The organism is Paenibacillus aurantiacus (assembly GCF_042431225.1).
GTDB lineage: Bacteria > Bacillota > Bacilli > Paenibacillales > Paenibacillaceae > Paenibacillus_Z > Paenibacillus_Z aurantiacus.
In genome coordinates this window covers 256,324-272,484 of sequence record NZ_JBHMDO010000022.1, presented here as the reverse complement: position 1 = coordinate 272,484, position 16,161 = coordinate 256,324, and the positions used below count along the sequence as shown (strand labels likewise).

The window sequence follows — 16,161 nt, the reverse complement described above, 5'->3', positions numbered from 1 at the left end:
AGGGTGCAAAATTTCGTCCATGTCACACCTCAGCGTAAACAAGCCTCTTAGCGACCGCGGCCGCCCCGAAGGGGGCGCGGTTCTGCCAAGAGGCGCAGGGCCGGTTCGTGTTGCCTTAGTACGTCCACCAGTTCGACGACATCACCAGCAAGGAGAACAGTTTGATGCTGTCCTCATAGTAGCCCTCCGACGCGCTGCCCGCCGTTTTCGTCCAGATCGCGTTCAGCCAGCTTTGGTTCGCCGAACTCGTCATCGCGCTGACGCCGAACGGCGCATAGAAGGCGCCGCTATTATAATCGCCTACCGCGCTGCCGCTTAACGTGTAGCCATCCATGATGCTGCTAGGATTGTTCGACGTCTTCGTCTTGATCCAGCTGTTCAGCTTGTTGATCTGGTTCAGCGCCCGGGTGTCGCCGCTGATGAGGTAATCGGTCGTGATCCGCCATGGCGTGCGGCACGAATTATAGTAGTAACTGCCGTCGTTGCCGCTCTCCAGGAAGTTGGCCGGCGCCGGCACGTACGCATTGTTCTGATAGATGACGAAGTCCGGCATGAGTCCGGTTGCGGAGCTGTTGTTCGCGAAAATCGTGTTGATGATCGAATACGTCTGGTTCGTCACGTTGTCCCATTTGGTATCGCCGGTCGCAGCTTTGAACGCCTTCATATGGTTCAGCATAAAATCCGACGGCCGGGTTGCGCTGCCCCAATTGCCGCTCGTCGCCCAATCGCCGAGCCTTAGCGTCCAGCGCGTCTGGTTGACTTCGCTTTGCATAATCGCGTTAATGACCTTCTTCGCCTCGGCCAAATAATTGATCGTCCCCGCGCTCCCCCATTGGCGGTGCGCCAGCAGCAGCGAGTAGGCGATGTCCATGTCGCCGTCGGTGGCCGAGTCCTCGCCTTCGATGTTCTGGAAGCTGCTGTTCTGCTTCCACGCCATCAAATTCGCGTTGATCGCGCTCGGGTGTTCGCGGAAGTACCGGTATAAGCCATCGAAATACGTCTGGGCGTTCGTGTCCGCCCCGGCCATCATGACCGCTAGCAGCATGCCGTAACCATGCGCTTCGGAGACCGTCTCGCCCGCGCTGTTGTACTTGACGTAATATTTGCCGGTGCCCGCCGGCTTGAGGTAGTTGGTCTTCCACGTGGTCCACTTGCTCTTCACCGCGTTATCCATCGCCGTCTGCGTCACGTTGTTGGGCTTGATCGTACCCGCCGTGTACATGGTGTGCTGCGGGAACGGCTTGGCTTCACCAGCCGCCAGCGCCGCGCCGACCGGCAGGAGCGACATACAGAGTCCGCTTAACAGGAGTACCTTCAGTTTCATTTTCATTAACTTGCCTCCTTGTTTTCGAATGAATCGCTAGCCTGGCGTTTAGCTGTTCTTCGCTATCTTTATCCGACCTTTTTTTGGTGAGCATCACCTCCTTAAAAAGTCGCTCCCCCAAGTGCCTCCGCCGACCCCCTCCATCGGAGAGGAACCAAAGGACTTCGCCCTTCTGAACCCCGGTTATCGCCTCCCCCTTCCCCCTCCATCGGAGAGGAACCAAAGGGCTTCGCCCTCTGGACACCCTTTTTCGTGCTGGCACGTGTGTTCGCGATGGGCGGGTGGTTCGAGCTCGGCACGCTTTTGTCCTTACGGACAAAGCTAACGTCGTTGCCACTCCCCTCCTCCAATGCAAGCGCGGCGGAACGGTGGTGGGGATTGCCCGTCCGAGGGTGTCCGCGCAGGTGTCCGTGCCTGCAATAGTGACGCCTACGTCGTTATTGTTCATCCGCAGGCCGGCCAAGCCCGCGATAGTGACACCTACGTCGTTATCAAGGAGCGCACGATTCTTCACCCGAACGTCTCCCCTTAACCTGACAGCATTGCCCCCTACTCCACCCTCGGCTCGCTTGTCGACGCGCGGACGACGAGCTCCGGCTTGAGCTCGATCTTGGCCGGCGTCTTGCGCTCGCCCTGAAGCGTGGCGAGCATGATGTCCACCGCCTGCTGGCCGATCTGCTCGGCCGGCTGCTTGATCGTGGTGAGCGCCGGGCGGAACTGGGAGGCGATGACCTGGTCGTCGAAGCCGATGACCGACACGTCCTGCGGGACGCGGACGCCTGCCCCCTGGAACGCGGTGACGACGCCGATCGCCGTGTAATCGTCGGCGGCGAACACCGCCGTCGGCAGACGGCCCGCAGCGAGCCAGCGATCGGCCGCCTCCAGGCCGGAGGCGATCTGGAAATCGCCCGGCTCGACGGCGAAGGGCGCAAGCCCCGCCTCCTGCATCGCGTGCCGGAAGCCCCGCTCCCGCTCCCGGCTGCTGAGGAAGAGCGCCGATCCTGCGACATGCGCGATCTCCTTATGCCCAAGCTCGATCAGATGCCGGGCGGCCATGACGCCGCCGGCGTAGTTATCGACGACGATGCTGGAGACCGACGGCGCGGGATGCTGATGGTCGATCATGACGTACGGGATTCTGCGCTTGTCGAGCTCCCGCATATAGGCGATCTCGTTGACCGGCGAGAGCAGAATGACGCCATCGACGTGATCCTCCCGGAACAGCATGGGCGACATATCGGTGTCGACCGACAGCGTCAAATAATACCCTTTGGCCGCGAGTCGATCGCTGATGTCCTTGATTACCGCGTCGAAGAAGGAATCGTCCAACGTCGAGAGCATCATCCCGATCAGATTCGTCTTCCCCTTCGCCAAGCTGCGCGCCGCCGCCTTCGGATGGTAATCGAGCTCCTTCATCACTTCCAATACTTTCAGCCGGTTCTTCTCCCGGACGGTCGAATCGTTATTAAGGACGCGGGAGACGGTGACGACCGACAGTCCCGCCCGTTTGGCGACATCGTAGATGCTAGCTTTCATAAGCGCGTTGGCTCCTTGCGGTTAGAATGAACGGATCACGAGGGATGCCGCCTGCGGGGAGACGTGCTACGGATTAACCCGTCCGAGCAGCTTGGTCAGCTTCTCCTGCAGCACCGGCAATACCTCCTCGGCGCTCTTGTCCCCGTTCTCGATGTTCGCCAGCTCGTTGATGTACAGCTCGTTCATCTGCGAGTAGTTGTCGATGAGATGGTTATAGGACTCGAAGCCGTAGCGGTAGGCCCCCTCATACACCTGCTTGATCACGGCCGGATCGATCCCCTCGAAGTGGGAATAGTAGGTCTCGGCCGCTTCTTGGTTCACGGGCGGATTGCCGCCCGATAGTTCGATCGACTTCTTCTGCACGTCGGTAGAGACGAGATACTGAATCCACTCGAGCGCTTCCTTCGGATGCTTGGAGTCTTTCAACACGAACAGCGGGTCGATGTAGAGCACGCTGCGAAAATCCGGGTTCGGTCCCTGCGGCACCGCGGCCACGCCGACCTTGAAGTTGAAATCGCTCGAAGCCGCGAGGCTCCAGGAGCCGACGACCGACATCGCGATTTTGCCCGACAGGAACGGATCGCCGAACTGGCCCGCGACGGACTTGCTGAACGCCGGGGGCGGCGATACTTTCTCATCCCAGATGAGGCCGTAAATCTTCTTGTACGCCGCGATAACGTCCGGCTGGTCGAAGTTCACCTTCGATGGCTTGCCGCCGTTCGCCCACGTATCCTCCGCATACACCTTCGCCCCGAAATACAGCGGCCGCTGGTCCCGCTCGCCAAGCCCGAAATCCAGTCCGTACTGCGCTTCCGCCAAGTTCTTCGAATCGATCGTCAGCTTCCTGGCAGCTTGCACCATTTCATCAAACGTCCAGCTCTTGTCTTCATAATCCGACGGCGGATAGGGGACCCCCGCCTTGTCGAACAAGTCCTTATTGTACAGGAGCACGGACACGTAGCTGTTGAGCGGAATGCCGTATGTTTTGCCGTCCACCTTGTAGATGTCCATGACGCTCTTCGGAATGTGGGCAGCCTCCGCCTTGAAATCGCCGAGGTACGGCGTCAGATCGGCCAGCATCCCCTTGTTGTAATACTCCATGAAGCCGCCATAGCCCCACTGGCTCGTCACGTCCGGCGCATTCTTCGCGGCGATGGCCGACTGCAGCTTCGAGTCGAACTGCTCGTAGGGCGCCTTGGTCACCTTGATTTTGATGCCCGGGTGCTTCGCCTCGAAATCCGGAATGAGCTGCTCGACGAACGTGCGGTCCGGCGAATCGATCGTGTAGTGCGTGATCGTCACCGCATCTCCGCCGCTGTCGCCATTCCCGGAGCAGCCCGCCAGCGCGCCGGCCGCGATCACCCCCGCCGCCACCCCTTTCCACATCCCCTTGCGCATGACCTTGCTCTGCATCTCAACCAAGCCTCCCGTTCGTAAAGTGGACTTGCTTTTGCCCAAGCGCGCGGATATTTGTGACTGTCACTTGATGCCGGTTAAGACGATTCCCTCGACGAACCGCCGCTGAGCGACCGCGAACAGGGCGATAATCGGCAGCGTGGAGAGGATGGACGCAGCCATCAGCAAGTTCCACGGGGCGAGCCGGAATTTGGAAGACAGCATCGACGCCATGCCGATCGGCAGGGTGAAGTTCTCCTGAGAGTCCAAGTAGAGCACCGGGGCCAGCAGATCGTTCCAGCTCCAGATGAAGGTGAAGACCGCGACCGTCGCCAGCGCCGGACCCGCAAGCGGCAGCGTCAGGTTCCAGAACAGCCGGAATTCGCCGCTCCCGTCGATCCGGCCCGCCTCGTACAGCTCCGAGGGCATATTCGCGAAGAACTGCTTGAGCAGGAAGATCATGTACGCCGATCCGAAGAAATTCGGCAGGATGAGCGGCAGCAGCGAGTCGTGCAGCCCCAGCTTGGTGAACAGCAGGAATTGGGGAATCATGATGGCGGGATACGGCAGCATCATGGTGCTAAGCACGAGCAGGAACAGCGCGCTGCTTCCTCTCGTCCGGTAACGCGCGAAGCCGAACGCCACCAGCGAGGAGCTAAGGACCGTGCCGGCAACCGCGAAGACCGCGACGATCAGGCTGTTGGCATACTGCCGCCCGAATTTGATCTCGCTGCTTCGGAACAGCGCGCCGAAGTTGTTCCACTGCAGCGACTCCGGAATCCAAGCCGGCGGGTAGACGAGCAGCTCCTTGCTCGACTTGAGCGAGGTGGAGAGCATGAACGCAAGCGGCGCGAGCATGGCAAGCGTGATGACGATGAGCACGATGAAGATCGCGATTCGGCCCCATGGCCAGGCGGCGCGGCGGTGCGGCACATCTGTCCGATGCGCGGTAGGCGTGGTATCGTTCATCTTTCTAGCGGCTCCCTTCGTAATACACGAACCGGTTCGAAGCTTTCATGATGAAGTAGGTCACGAGCAGGACGGCCGCGAGCAGCAGCCACGCCATGGCGGAGGCATAGCCGTACCGGAAGTTTTTGAACGCGCTGATGTAGATGTTGTAGACGTAGAACCAGGTGCTGTAGTTAGGGCCGCCTTGGGTAATGGTGTAGGCTTGCGTGAAGACTTGGAAGGAGTCGATCATGCCGACGATGAGCTGGAATAGGAAGACCGGCGAGATCATCGGCAGCGTAACATGCCAGAACGACCGCAGCTTCGTGGCGCCGTCCAGCCGGGCCGCTTCCAGCAGCGACTGCGGCACCCCTTGCAGCCCCGCCAAGAAAATGAGCATCCCCGCGCCAAGCCCCCAGAACGACATGACGATGAGCGCCCAAATCGCGTACCGTTCGTCAAGCAGCCACGGGATCGGCTCCACGCCGAAGAGAGACAGGATGTAGTTGAACGGCCCGGCCTGCGGGTTGAATACCCAGGTGAAGAGCAGCGACATGGCGACGCCGGAGATCATGCTCGGGAAGTAGATCGCGGTGCGGAAGAAGCCTTGGAGGGGCATGCGACGGTTGAGCAGCAGGGCAAGCAGCAGCGAGAGGATGAGCGTGAGCGGCACGCTGACGAGCGTATACTTGAGCGTGGCTCGGATGGACGTCCAGAACAGCTCGTCTTGGAACAGCTCCCGGAAGTTCGCCAGCCCGATCCAGACGGGGGCGTGAATGACGTCGTAATCCGTGAAGCTGTAGTACAGGGATGACAGCACGGGAAACAGGGTGAGCACGGCAAAGCCGATCAGCCATGGGGAGATAAAGGCATAGAAGGCTCGGGTTTGCGCGGTTCCAAGCTTGCTTCTCATCGATACGGTCCCTCTCTTTCGAACAAAAGTTAAATCGGTTTAACTTTCGGGCCGAACAAGTGCGGGCTGCAAGTTGAAAACCAGGCATGGATTGCGTGAAAGCGGAGAATGGTGATGACCGTAAATTAAACCGGTTTAATTTTTTGGAGACTTGATGCCAGTATAGGCGACGCCTTTTCAAATTGTCAATATATCCCTTTTGGCCTATTTCGCCTCTAGTTCTCGGCGCCCGTGCATGTCGGATGGCGGCAGAGCTGCTTCACCAATGTTCGACTTCCGGTGAGTCGGGACGTCTTGCTAAAGCTCCTTTTGCCCATCAAAGGCGACACACATTGGTAACATTATCCGGTGTTGAGAGTTGCGTGCGATTTGGGTATAGTATTCAAGTGCGCATATTTATACAGACTTTATACAGAAGAGGACAATACGATGAACAAATGGTTAAAATGGGTCGTCACGCCTCTCGCCGCGCTCCTTCTCGTCACGGGAATCGCGGGCGGCACGGGCTTTGGCGGCTTTTTTGCGAGCTTGACCGGCGATGCCGGGCTGGCCTTGGCCGCGGGAGAGTCGACTTCCGGTAACGGTAAAACGATCATCATGGGCACCTCGCCCGACTATCCGCCCTACGAAAGCGTCGACGCCAAGAACGGCGGCGACATTATCGGCCTCGATGTCGAAATCGCCAAGGTGATCACAGAACGTCTAGGCTATAAGCTCGAAATCTCCGGCATGGATTTTAGCGGTCTGATCGCCGCGCTCCAGACGCAGCGCGTCGACTTCGTCATGTCGGCGATGTCCGTCACGGAGGAGCGGAAGCAGAGCATCGACTTCTCCGATTCGTACTATGCCGCGCGCAACACGATCGTCGCCCTGAAGGACAGCGGCCTGACGACCGAAGCGTCGCTTGCGGGCAAGCGCGTCGGCGTTCAGCTCGGCTCCACGCAGGAAGAAGCGGTCATGAAGATGCAAGGGCTCGGCGAGATCAAGAAGCTGGACAAGCTGCCGAACCTGATCCAAGAGATCAAATCCGGCCGTCTGGACGCCGTTATCGTCGAGGACGCCGTCGCGGCCGGTTACACGGACGCCAATCCCGACCTGATCTTCACGATGCTCGAGCCGAATCCGGACGACCTCGGGTACGCGATCGCCTTCCCGAAAGGCTCGGAGCTGACGCCGGCGTTCAACGCCGAGCTGCAGAAGATGAAAGAAAGCGGCGAGCTGCAGACGCTCGTCGATAAGTGGTTCAATACGAAGTCCGGCGTGAAGAGCACGAAGAAGGGCATCGATTTCAGCGTCCTGAACGGCTACGTCGGGTATATTTTCAAAGGCATCTTCGTTACCTTGCTGTTCACGCTCGTCTCCGCCTTGTTCGGCTTCATCTGGGGCGGCATTCTATCGCTGTTCAAAATCTCGTCGATCGCGCCGCTGCGCTGGTTCGCGACGGTGTACACGTCGATCTTCCGCGGCACGCCGCTGCTGCTGCAGCTGCTCCTGATCTACTACGCGACGCCGCAGCTGTTCAACTACGATATTCCGGCGCTCTTGGCGGCCGGTCTCGCGTTCGGCCTCAACTCGGCGGCCTACTTGTCCGAAACGATCCGCGGCGGCATCATGGCCGTGGACAAAGGGCAGCGCGAAGCCGCGATCGCCCTCGGCATTCCGTACAAGACGATGATGATCAGCATTATTTTCCCGCAGGCGGTGAAGAACATTCTTCCGGCGCTCGTCAACGAATGCGTGGCGCTCGTGAAGGAATCGTCGCTCGTCTCGATCATCGGCGTCGCCGATCTGATGCGCCGCGCGAACGTCGTGCAGGCCAATACGTTCAAGGCGTTCGAAGCATTGCTGCTCGTCGGCGCCATCTACTACGTGCTCGTGCTGACGCTAACGTCGCTCGCCGGGCTGCTTGAAAGGAGGATGCGCCGCAGTGATTAAAGTCGAGCATCTGAACAAATCGTACGGCAAAGCTGCCGTCCTTCACGATATTTCGACCACGGTCAAGCGCGGCGAGGTCGTCGCCATCATCGGGCCTTCCGGCTCGGGCAAATCGACCTTCCTGCGCTGCCTCAACCTGCTGGAGACGCCGACGAGCGGCTCCATCGCGATCGACGGAACGGTGCTGACCGATCCGAATACCGACATGGGCCAGGTTCGGCAGCGGATCGGCATGGTGTTCCAGCATTTCCACCTGTTCCCGCACATGACGGTCATCGACAATATTACCTTCGCGCCGACGCGCGTGAAGGGGCTTAGCAAGGAAGAAGCGCGCGCCAAAGGGCTGAAGCTGCTGGAGCGCGTCGGTCTCGCGGACAAAGCGGACGTCTATCCGTCCAAGCTATCCGGCGGACAGAAGCAGCGCGTGGCGATCGCCCGGTCGCTGGCGATGGATCCGGACATTATGCTGTTCGACGAGCCGACCTCTGCGCTGGACCCCGAGATGGTCAAGGAAGTGCTCGCGGTTATTCGCGACCTCGCTTCCTCCGGCATGACGATGCTGATCGTCACGCATGAGATGAAATTCGCCCGCGAAGCGTCGGACACGATCTACTTCCTCGACGGCGGCCGTCTCATCGAGCGCGCCGATCCGGAGACGTTCTTCGCTAGTCCGCAGAGCGAGCGCGCAGCGCGGTTCCTGGAGCAGGTGCTGTAAGGCATTCATATGGATATTGCACAAAGCCGCCGGCTGCTGCCGGCGGCTTTGTCGCGTATTCAGATGGGTGCGCCGCGCCCCGGCAGCGTGCCGACGGCCGAACAAGCCGGGGAATGCGAGACCGGCTCGGCTCAAGCAGTCTGCCCGGACCAATACCCGCAATTCAGCTCAGCCGATGCGACCTTCCCCGGACTTACGTGCCCTCCTTATCGGCTTGCAGGATTGCACGTGCTCCCTGTTGCCCTGATCCCGCCTGAATCTCGCCTTCTATTCGCCGCCGAAGTAATTCCCCGGCAGGGTTCGATTCGCTCGCCTGCAAGCGAGGCCAGACCGGCATTGGCTACCTGTAATACGCCCATTCCCCCGCATCCTCGCCCCCCAGCCGCCACTCCTCCGGCAGCAGCCGGCGGTATTGCGGCTGGCGGTACCGGTCGTCGATGAGCAGCAGCGTGCCGCGGTCGTCCTCCGATCGGATGAGCCGGCCGCCCGCCTGCAGCACTTTGTTCATGCCGGGGATGACGTAGGCATACTCGAAGCCGCTGCCGCGCGTGCGGTCGAAGTGCGCTTTGAGCAAGTCCCGCTCGAATCCGATCTGCGGCAGGCCGACGCCGACGATGCCGACGAGCGTCAACCGGTCGCCGACGAGATCGACCCCTTCGGAGAAAATGCCGCCCATGACGGCGAAGCCGAACAGCGGCACGCCGCGCTCCGCCTCGAAGCTGGCCAGGAATCGCTCCCGCTCCTCCTCCGTCATGGCCGTGCGCTGCACGATCACGTCCATCTTCCCGCCTTCGATCTGCGGGCCGAGCAGGGCGGCGAACCGCTCATAGATGTCCTCCATGTACGCATACGAGGGGAAGAAGAAGAGTCCGTTCCCGTCGTGGCCCCGCGCCTTCTCAGCCAACAGCTCCGCCAGCGGCTCGCGCGTCCGCTCCCGATCTTGATAGCGGGTCGAGAGCGGCACAAGCCGCGCATCCAGCTGCTCGGCTGAGAACGGCGACGGAATCGCGACCGAGTAGTCTTCCTCGCCGCCGCCCAGCATGTCCATGTAGTACGTGAGCGGCGAGAGCGTCGCGGAGAACATAATTTGCGAGCGGTATCCCTTCGTCATCTGTCGCAGCTGCTGCGACGGGTCCAGACAGAACATCCGGACCCGCACCTCGCTCTTGAAGCACTCCGTATACGTGACATGGTGCTCCTCGTCGTACAGCTTGGCCGTACGCAGGAAAGCCTGCGCCGCGAAGAAGGCATCGAGCAGCTGCGCGCCCGCTTCCGATCCATCCTCTCCCCCGCCCCGGGCCAAGTATCGCTCCGCCGCCGCCGAGAACGATTCGACGAGCGCCAGCAGCGGCTCCGGCTTGGCGGTCTCCACCTCCGTAAGCCGCTCCCCGATCGCCTTGCGCCGCGCGAGCAAGTGGTCGTTCACCGCCTTCGCCGCGGCGGCGACCTCGCGCTCCGTCGTCTTGAACGCTCGGCTAAGCTCAAGGAACATCCCCTTCGCCAGCTCCGCGGAATACATCTCCCGCGCGCGGTCGACCAGGTTGTGCGCCTCGTCGACGAGCAGCGCCGTCCTGCGCTTCTGCTCCTCGAACTGCCGCTTCAGACTGACGCGCGGATCGAAAACGTAATTGTAGTCGCAGATGACCGCATCCGCCGCGTAAGCCGCGTCCAGCGAGAATTCGAACGGGCATACCCGATGCTTGCGCGCATAGCCTTCGATGACCGTCCGCGTCATGATCGTCTCGTGCTCCAGCATGTCCAGCACGGCTCCGTTCACCCGGTCGTAATAGCCATCCGCATACGGGCAGTGCTCCGGCGAGCAACGGACCTCCTCCTGGAAGCAGACCTTCTCCTTCGCCGTGATCGTGACCGCATGCATCCGCAGCCCCCTGGTCTCCATGAGCGCCAACGCTTCCTCCGCCGCCGTGCGGGTGATCGTGCGCGCCGTCAGGTAGAACAGCCGCTGGAGCAAGCCCGCGCCGAACGCCTTGATCGCAGGGAAGAGCGTCGAGATCGTCTTGCCCGTACCCGTCGGGGCCTTGGCGAACAGCTTCGTCCCCGCCTCGATCGACTTGTAGACGGCTCCGGCGAATTTGCGCTGGCCGCTCCGGTAAGCCGGGAACGGGAACGGCAGCTCGCGGATGCTCGCATCCCTCGCCGTCTCGTGCGCCGCGCGCATGCGGGCGTATGGAGCGTACTTGTTCACGGTCTCGTGCACGAACGCCTCAAGCTCCGCCGCCGTAAGCTCCCGCTTGAACCGCTTCTCGGCTTCGCTGTCCACCTGCACATAGGTCAACTGCACGCAGATGGCCGCAAGTCCCCGTTCGCGCGCTACGATGAAGGCGTAGCAGTACGCCTGCGCCCAGTGCACCGGATAGCGGTCCTCGTCGATGTGCGCCAGATCGCCGGAGGTCGATTTGATCTCGTCGATCGTGATCGCCCCGTCCTCTGCCTCCAGCACGCCGTCGCAGCGGCCGTCGATCACGAAGAGCAATTCCTCGCACGCGACCTCGCCCTTCACGTATACTTCCTTCTGGTCCCGCTCGCCGTACCGGCTTTGCACCCGTTGGTGCGCCTTCGTCCCTTCGGTCAACGCCGTCGCCGTCCGGAATCCCGACTCGATGTCTCCGCTTAAGTAGGCATACTCCACCAAAGGCCGTACCGCAATCGCTACCGTTGTCGTCATGGCGCCTCCCTTACTTCCCCTGGCCCGCCCGCCAAAAGGAACGTTTGTTCCCTCCATACTAGCACGTTTGGGGCGCATTTTCAGCCCGTTTGCCGAAGCGGTACATTTTAGTGCGAGAAAGATCTCTTCGTTCGGGCGCCGAATGCCGATAACAAGCAGTAATCCCTATTTTGCGCAAGGAGGAAAAGCAATGAATATGAATACGCTGCAGCTGCTCGACATGCGCCGCAAAAACAGGCTGGCCGGATCGGCCCTGATGTTCGCGAGCGTGATGGGCATTTTAGCAATGTTTGCTTTAGGCAACCCTTGGTCGTTAAAAATAACGACGATCATCAGCACCATACTCGTCGCGGGCCTCATGGTGCTGAATCGGCGCCAAATCGCCGTGAAGCTGTTCCCTTATGCAGGGCTCGTGCTGATGGCCGGCGTCGTAGCAGTCTTCTTGTTCCGCAGCGCCAGCATGTCGAACCTGATGCTGCTGTACATGCTAGTCGCAACCGGATCCATCTATATGCGCCGCATGATCATGCTCGTCTACTTCGGCGTCGGCTTGGCGATCTATGTCGCCTTCTTCATGTACCACAAGGGCGACCCGCTTCTCGACGGCGAGCCGAAGACGATCGCCATTCACCTGATGATCTACGCGGTCGTGACCGTCATCTTGTTCCTGAAGGAGAAAATCACCACCCAGATGTTCGCCGATATCGACGAGAGCCGTTCCGCGACGGAAGAACTGCTTCGTCTCGAGAAAGAACGCGAAGCACAGCTGCGCGCTTCTTCCGCGACGTTGTCGGGGAACATCGAACGTATCTTCAATAAGAACGCGACGAACGCCGAATCGATGAACGAGATCAATCAAGGCTTCCAGGAGATCGCCTCCGGCGTCACCGTGCAAGCGCAGACGATCAGCGACATTACGGAAGAGCTGGAGCAGACGAACCGCATGGTCGCCCGGATGGTCGAGCAGTCGGACATGCTGGAGCAGAAGGCCGCCGAATCCGAGCAGGCAAGCCAAGACGGCTCCGCGCGCGTCGAGGCGCTGTCCCACGCGATGCAGCAGTTCAGCGGCTCGTTCGAGATCATGCATCAGGAGATGTCGAACCTGCAGGCCAGCATCGCGGAAGTGACCCACTCGGTGCGCTCGATCAACGATATCTCCGCTCAGACGAACATTCTCTCGCTCAACGCCAGCATCGAAGCGGCGCGCGCGGGCGAAGCTGGCCGCGGATTCGCAATCGTCGCGCAGGAGGTCCGCTCGCTCGCCTCCCAGAGCACCGCGCTGGCCGATGAGATGATGAGCAAGATCGGGAAAATCCAGTCCGACACGCGCTCGGTCCAAGAACTGATGTCCCGCAACGTGGAGCAGATGACCCAGTCGGTCGACATGACGGATCAGACGCGCGGCACGTTCCGCACGATCGAAGCGGCCGTCGGCATCTTGACGGAGAACATCAAGCACAACCACGAGCAGACCAAGTCGATCGGCACGAAGTCGGCCCATGTCAAGACGGCCACCGCCGACTTCGCGGCCTTCATCGAGGAGCTGTCGGCGACGCTCGAGCAGCTGTCCGCGACGGTCGGGGAACAGAGCGCGAACCAGCAGGAGATCACGTCGGATATTCGCGATAGCCGCGGAGAGGTTCAGCATTTGATGAGCCTGTACCAAACGGACAAAGGCAACAAGTCGTAAACGACTCTGGTGCCGGCATAAGGACAACGACAAGAGGCCGCCGCCCGGGCAGCCTCTTGTTTGCGTTTGGGGCAGACTGGAACGGGCCGCCGACCTAACTTCCGCGCCGGGATTGCCCGGTGCCCCGATAGCCCGTTCGCCCGCGCAACGCAAAAAACGGGATCCCTGGTTTAGCCTGGAATCCCGTAATCATGCGCTTAAGCCGTGCCGAGCTGTCCGCAGCCGCCTTTGCGCTTCAAGAAGTCGTCCATATCTTCCCGGCTCATCGGCCGTCCGTACAGATAGCCTTGTCCTTCATGGCAGCCGAGCCCGCGCAGCATCTCGTGCTGCGCCGCCGTCTCGACGCCTTCGGCGACGACCTGAAGCCCGAGATCGCGCGCAAGCGCGACAACCGAGCGGATAACAGCCAAATCCTTCTTGTTCGTGACGATATCCTCGACGAGCGAGCGGTCGATCTTGATAAAGTCGAACGGGAACCGTCCCAGCACCGCCAGCGACGAATATCCGGTGCCGAAATCGTCGATGGCCAACTTCACGCCCATCTCGCCCAGCGCCTTGCAAATTTGGTACGACGTCTCCACATCGGCGATCGCCGTGCTCTCCGTGATCTCCAGACACAGATTGCGCGGCGGCAACCCGTATTTGTCCAGCAATCCCGCTACATGCTCCGCCAACCCCGAATCCCGAAGCTGAATCGCGGAGAGGTTGACCGAGACGACGAAATCCTCGTACCCTTGGTCGACCCAATGCTTGGCCTGCCGAATCGCTTCCTCCATCACCCAGCAGCCGATCGGCACGACGAGCCCGTTCGCTTCCGCGATGGGGATAAACACGCCCGGCGGCACCGAGCCCAGCTCAGACGAGTGCCAGCGCAGCAGCGCTTCGGCGCCGTATACGCCGCCGGTAGGCAGATCGATCTGCGGCTGGAAGTGCAGTTGCAGCTCTCGCCGCTCGAGCGCGGAGGCCAAGCCGCTGACGAGCGTCATGTAATTGTCGGCGTTCGTCTTCAACTGCGGCTGGAACAGGTAGTATTGGTTGCGGCCGCCGTTCTTCGCCACGTACATCGCCGTGTCCGCGCTCCGGAGCAGCGTCTCATAGTCATTGCCGTCATCTGGCGCCAAGCTGATGCCGATGCTTGCGGTAATTGCATAAGGCTTGCCGCCCAGCATGACGGGCTCCTTCATGGCGGCGATCAGCGCCTCCGCGCCCCGGAGCACCTCTTCGCGCCCGCCATGGACGAGCACCCCGAATTCGTCGCCGCCCAGCCGGGCCACGAAGCCGCCGGAGACGGCGCTAAGCTTGCCAGCCACCTGCTGCAGCATCGCGTCGCCCGCCGAATGACCGAGCGTATCGTTCACCCATTTGAATTGATCCAAGTCGAGCAGCATGACGCCAAGCGCCACGCCATTGGCCAAGTCCTCCCGGATGCGATCCGAGAAATGCCGCCGGTTGCCAAGACCGGTCAGCTCGTCCTCGTAGGCGAGCTGGGCTAGCCGTTCCTCGCCTTGCTTCTGCTGGGTCATGTCGCGCGCGAGCAGGAACGAGTATAGACTGCCTTCGATCTCGATATAGTCGCTGTGCGCCTCCACGATGTGCGTCTCGCCGCTTGCCCCGATCAGCACCAGTTCCCGATGAAGCGGCGTAAGGGACGCGCTGGCCTGCCGGTAATCGTCCTCGAACGCATCCTCTTCGCCGGAACGCAGCAAGCCCGAGAAACGGCGTCCATGCATGCTAACATCCGGGGAGAGCCCGACCAGCTTCTGGAAAGAGGCGTTCGCTTCCACGATACGGCACTGGCTGTCCAGCAGCACGATGCCGTGATGCGACAGTTTGAAGAGCAGCTCATACCGTCTTCCGGTCGCAGCCAGAAAATCATGGTTGACCATGGCATAACGAAGCGCGAACGCCCAGATGACGACGCAAGAGGTCGGAAGAAAATTAAACGTGTACACGCCCTTGGCGACGAGCACGAAGTTGATGCCCACTGCCACGATAACGGCAAGCACGGTGAACAGGGCCCCCCACAATACCGCGCTGATTCGCTTGAATTCGATCGTCTTGCGAAATCGGGGGAACACGATTTTGCGGATGAGCATGATGATGACGCCAACGAACGTGTACAAGATGCTGACGCCCATCAACCCGCCATACACCGGACCAAACGTCTCCATCCGGTGCGCCCCGTGGACCTCGAGATAAACGTCATTCATAAAGTAGGGGAGAAGGGAAGCTGCCGCGCAAGCAAACGGAATCAAGGCTAGCGCCAGGCTAAGCCTCGTCGCCTTACCGCCCGCCGTGAGATGGCGAAAGAAAAGCAGCGCGAAGCCCATCGTCAGGAAGGACATCGTATACCGCAGCCTAGCCGCCAGCGTACCCGCGGGCAGCGAGAGGAGATACGGGATCGCGAACTGCAAGGCAAGCGTCAGCCCGAGCGTGAACATCAACGCCATCGTCAGCTGATGCAGCCGATGCCGCGGGTTGCGCCAATAGATCTCGGCCCCCATATAGAAAAGCAGATAGCTTGGAAGAAGAAGGAACAGAATGGAAATAATCCACAGTTGCATCGGAGTCAGCTCCACGTCGTTGATAGTCTAGGAAGTTATGCCAAGTAACCGGTTTCGTATATGGAATAGAGGACAGGTGCTTTCACACATTAAAGGACGAAATGCCGAGAGAAGAAAAAAAGAACCTCCGCGGGTTCTCTCTTTGCGCGGCAGCTGGCTGGCAACGGGAGACAAGCTCCGGTAAGCCCCTATAGTTTTGCGTCCCGTCCTTTCGGAGCGGTTTGCCCTGAACATGATGTTGTTTAGTCTTATTATAGGACGATTTTCCTAACCGCGTCTACCCTTGATCCCCGCACAGACAGGTATTCCCACCATTTGGCTAAGTTTGTGCGGAGACCCAAATCGCCCCATTCCATAACGCCTCTCTTCGCGCTCAGCACGCTTCTCTAGGTGCTAGAATGCCCTAGACGATATTGGTGCCGCTCCCATAAAAAAATGGAAAGCAGCTCACTTAT

At 60.4% G+C, this 16,161-nt stretch carries 10 protein-coding genes and 1 riboswitch; of the genes, 3 read left to right on the top strand and 7 right to left on the bottom strand.

The genetic code is table 11. The annotated features are described in order from the left end of the window. Positions 1–115 precede the first annotated feature (115 nt). The 5 genes from ACFFSY_RS12815 to ACFFSY_RS12795 all read right to left on the bottom strand — a co-directional run bounded on the left by ACFFSY_RS12815 (position 116) and on the right by ACFFSY_RS12795 (position 6,116). Positions 116–1,330: a family 8 glycosyl hydrolase gene (locus ACFFSY_RS12815; RefSeq protein ID WP_377494429.1), complete on the bottom strand. Its 1,215-nt coding sequence runs from the start codon at positions 1,328–1,330 to the stop codon at positions 116–118. Positions 1,331–1,873: 543 nt separating this feature from the next. Next, positions 1,874–2,860 carry a LacI family DNA-binding transcriptional regulator gene (locus ACFFSY_RS12810; protein ID WP_377494427.1) on the bottom strand — a complete coding sequence of 329 codons (987 nt, stop codon included), beginning with the start codon at positions 2,858–2,860 and terminating at the stop codon, positions 1,874–1,876. A gap of 66 nt (positions 2,861–2,926) precedes the next feature. Next, positions 2,927–4,273: an ABC transporter substrate-binding protein gene (locus ACFFSY_RS12805; protein WP_377494425.1), complete on the bottom strand. Its 1,347-nt coding sequence runs from the start codon at positions 4,271–4,273 to the stop codon at positions 2,927–2,929. A gap of 66 nt (positions 4,274–4,339) precedes the next feature. Next, positions 4,340–5,224: a carbohydrate ABC transporter permease gene (locus ACFFSY_RS12800; RefSeq protein WP_377494423.1), complete on the bottom strand. Its 885-nt coding sequence runs from the start codon at positions 5,222–5,224 to the stop codon at positions 4,340–4,342. A gap of 4 nt (positions 5,225–5,228) precedes the next feature. Continuing rightward, positions 5,229–6,116 (bottom strand): carbohydrate ABC transporter permease, encoded by an 888-nt coding sequence (locus ACFFSY_RS12795; protein WP_377494421.1) that lies wholly within the window; start codon positions 6,114–6,116, stop codon positions 5,229–5,231. Positions 6,117–6,545: 429 nt separating this feature from the next. Between ACFFSY_RS12795 and ACFFSY_RS12790 the strand changes: the two genes are divergently transcribed. Both ACFFSY_RS12790 and ACFFSY_RS12785 read left to right on the top strand, forming a co-directional pair. Beyond that, positions 6,546–8,051 carry an ABC transporter substrate-binding protein/permease gene (locus tag ACFFSY_RS12790; RefSeq protein ID WP_377494419.1) on the top strand — a complete coding sequence of 502 codons (1,506 nt, stop codon included), beginning with the start codon at positions 6,546–6,548 and terminating at the stop codon, positions 8,049–8,051. Continuing rightward, entirely contained in the window at positions 8,044–8,766 is a 723-nt protein-coding gene (locus tag ACFFSY_RS12785) for an amino acid ABC transporter ATP-binding protein (RefSeq protein WP_377494417.1), read from the top strand. Before ACFFSY_RS12790 ends, ACFFSY_RS12785 begins: the two co-directional genes overlap by 8 nt. Positions 8,767–9,106: 340 nt before the next feature. Here ACFFSY_RS12785 and ACFFSY_RS12780 read toward each other — a convergent pair whose 3' ends face one another. Then, entirely contained in the window at positions 9,107–11,452 is a 2,346-nt protein-coding gene (locus ACFFSY_RS12780) for a helicase C-terminal domain-containing protein (protein ID WP_377494415.1), read from the bottom strand. Between the two features lie 190 nt (positions 11,453–11,642). Between ACFFSY_RS12780 and ACFFSY_RS12775 the strand changes: the two genes are divergently transcribed. After that, positions 11,643–13,142, top strand: coding sequence for a methyl-accepting chemotaxis protein (locus ACFFSY_RS12775; protein ID WP_377494413.1), 1,500 nt, complete (start codon positions 11,643–11,645; stop codon positions 13,140–13,142). A gap of 197 nt (positions 13,143–13,339) precedes the next feature. On the opposite strand, the gene ACFFSY_RS12770 is transcribed toward ACFFSY_RS12775, so the two are convergent. Next, positions 13,340–15,706: a putative bifunctional diguanylate cyclase/phosphodiesterase gene (locus tag ACFFSY_RS12770; protein ID WP_377494411.1), complete on the bottom strand. Its 2,367-nt coding sequence runs from the start codon at positions 15,704–15,706 to the stop codon at positions 13,340–13,342. A gap of 145 nt (positions 15,707–15,851) precedes the next feature. Further along, a riboswitch (cyclic di-GMP riboswitch) is annotated at positions 15,852–15,942 on the bottom strand. Between the last annotated feature and the right edge of the window lie 219 nt (positions 15,943–16,161).

Excerpts from the sequence above, each read along its gene's own strand:
- ACFFSY_RS12815 (WP_377494429.1), bottom strand. The coding sequence starts at position 1,330 with ATGAAAATGAAACTGAAGGTACTCCTGTTAAGCGGACTCTGTATGTCG.
- ACFFSY_RS12780 (WP_377494415.1), bottom strand. The coding sequence starts at position 11,452 with ATGACGACAACGGTAGCGATTGCGGTACGGCCTTTGGTGGAGTATGCC.
- ACFFSY_RS12805 (WP_377494425.1), bottom strand. The coding sequence starts at position 4,273 with ATGCAGAGCAAGGTCATGCGCAAGGGGATGTGGAAAGGGGTGGCGGCG.
- ACFFSY_RS12775 (WP_377494413.1), top strand. The coding sequence starts at position 11,643 with ATGAATATGAATACGCTGCAGCTGCTCGACATGCGCCGCAAAAACAGG.
- ACFFSY_RS12790 (WP_377494419.1), top strand. The coding sequence starts at position 6,546 with ATGAACAAATGGTTAAAATGGGTCGTCACGCCTCTCGCCGCGCTCCTT.
- ACFFSY_RS12795 (WP_377494421.1), bottom strand. The coding sequence starts at position 6,116 with ATGAGAAGCAAGCTTGGAACCGCGCAAACCCGAGCCTTCTATGCCTTT.
- ACFFSY_RS12800 (WP_377494423.1), bottom strand. The coding sequence starts at position 5,224 with ATGAACGATACCACGCCTACCGCGCATCGGACAGATGTGCCGCACCGC.
- ACFFSY_RS12810 (WP_377494427.1), bottom strand. The coding sequence starts at position 2,860 with ATGAAAGCTAGCATCTACGATGTCGCCAAACGGGCGGGACTGTCGGTC.
- ACFFSY_RS12770 (WP_377494411.1), bottom strand. The coding sequence starts at position 15,706 with ATGCAACTGTGGATTATTTCCATTCTGTTCCTTCTTCTTCCAAGCTAT.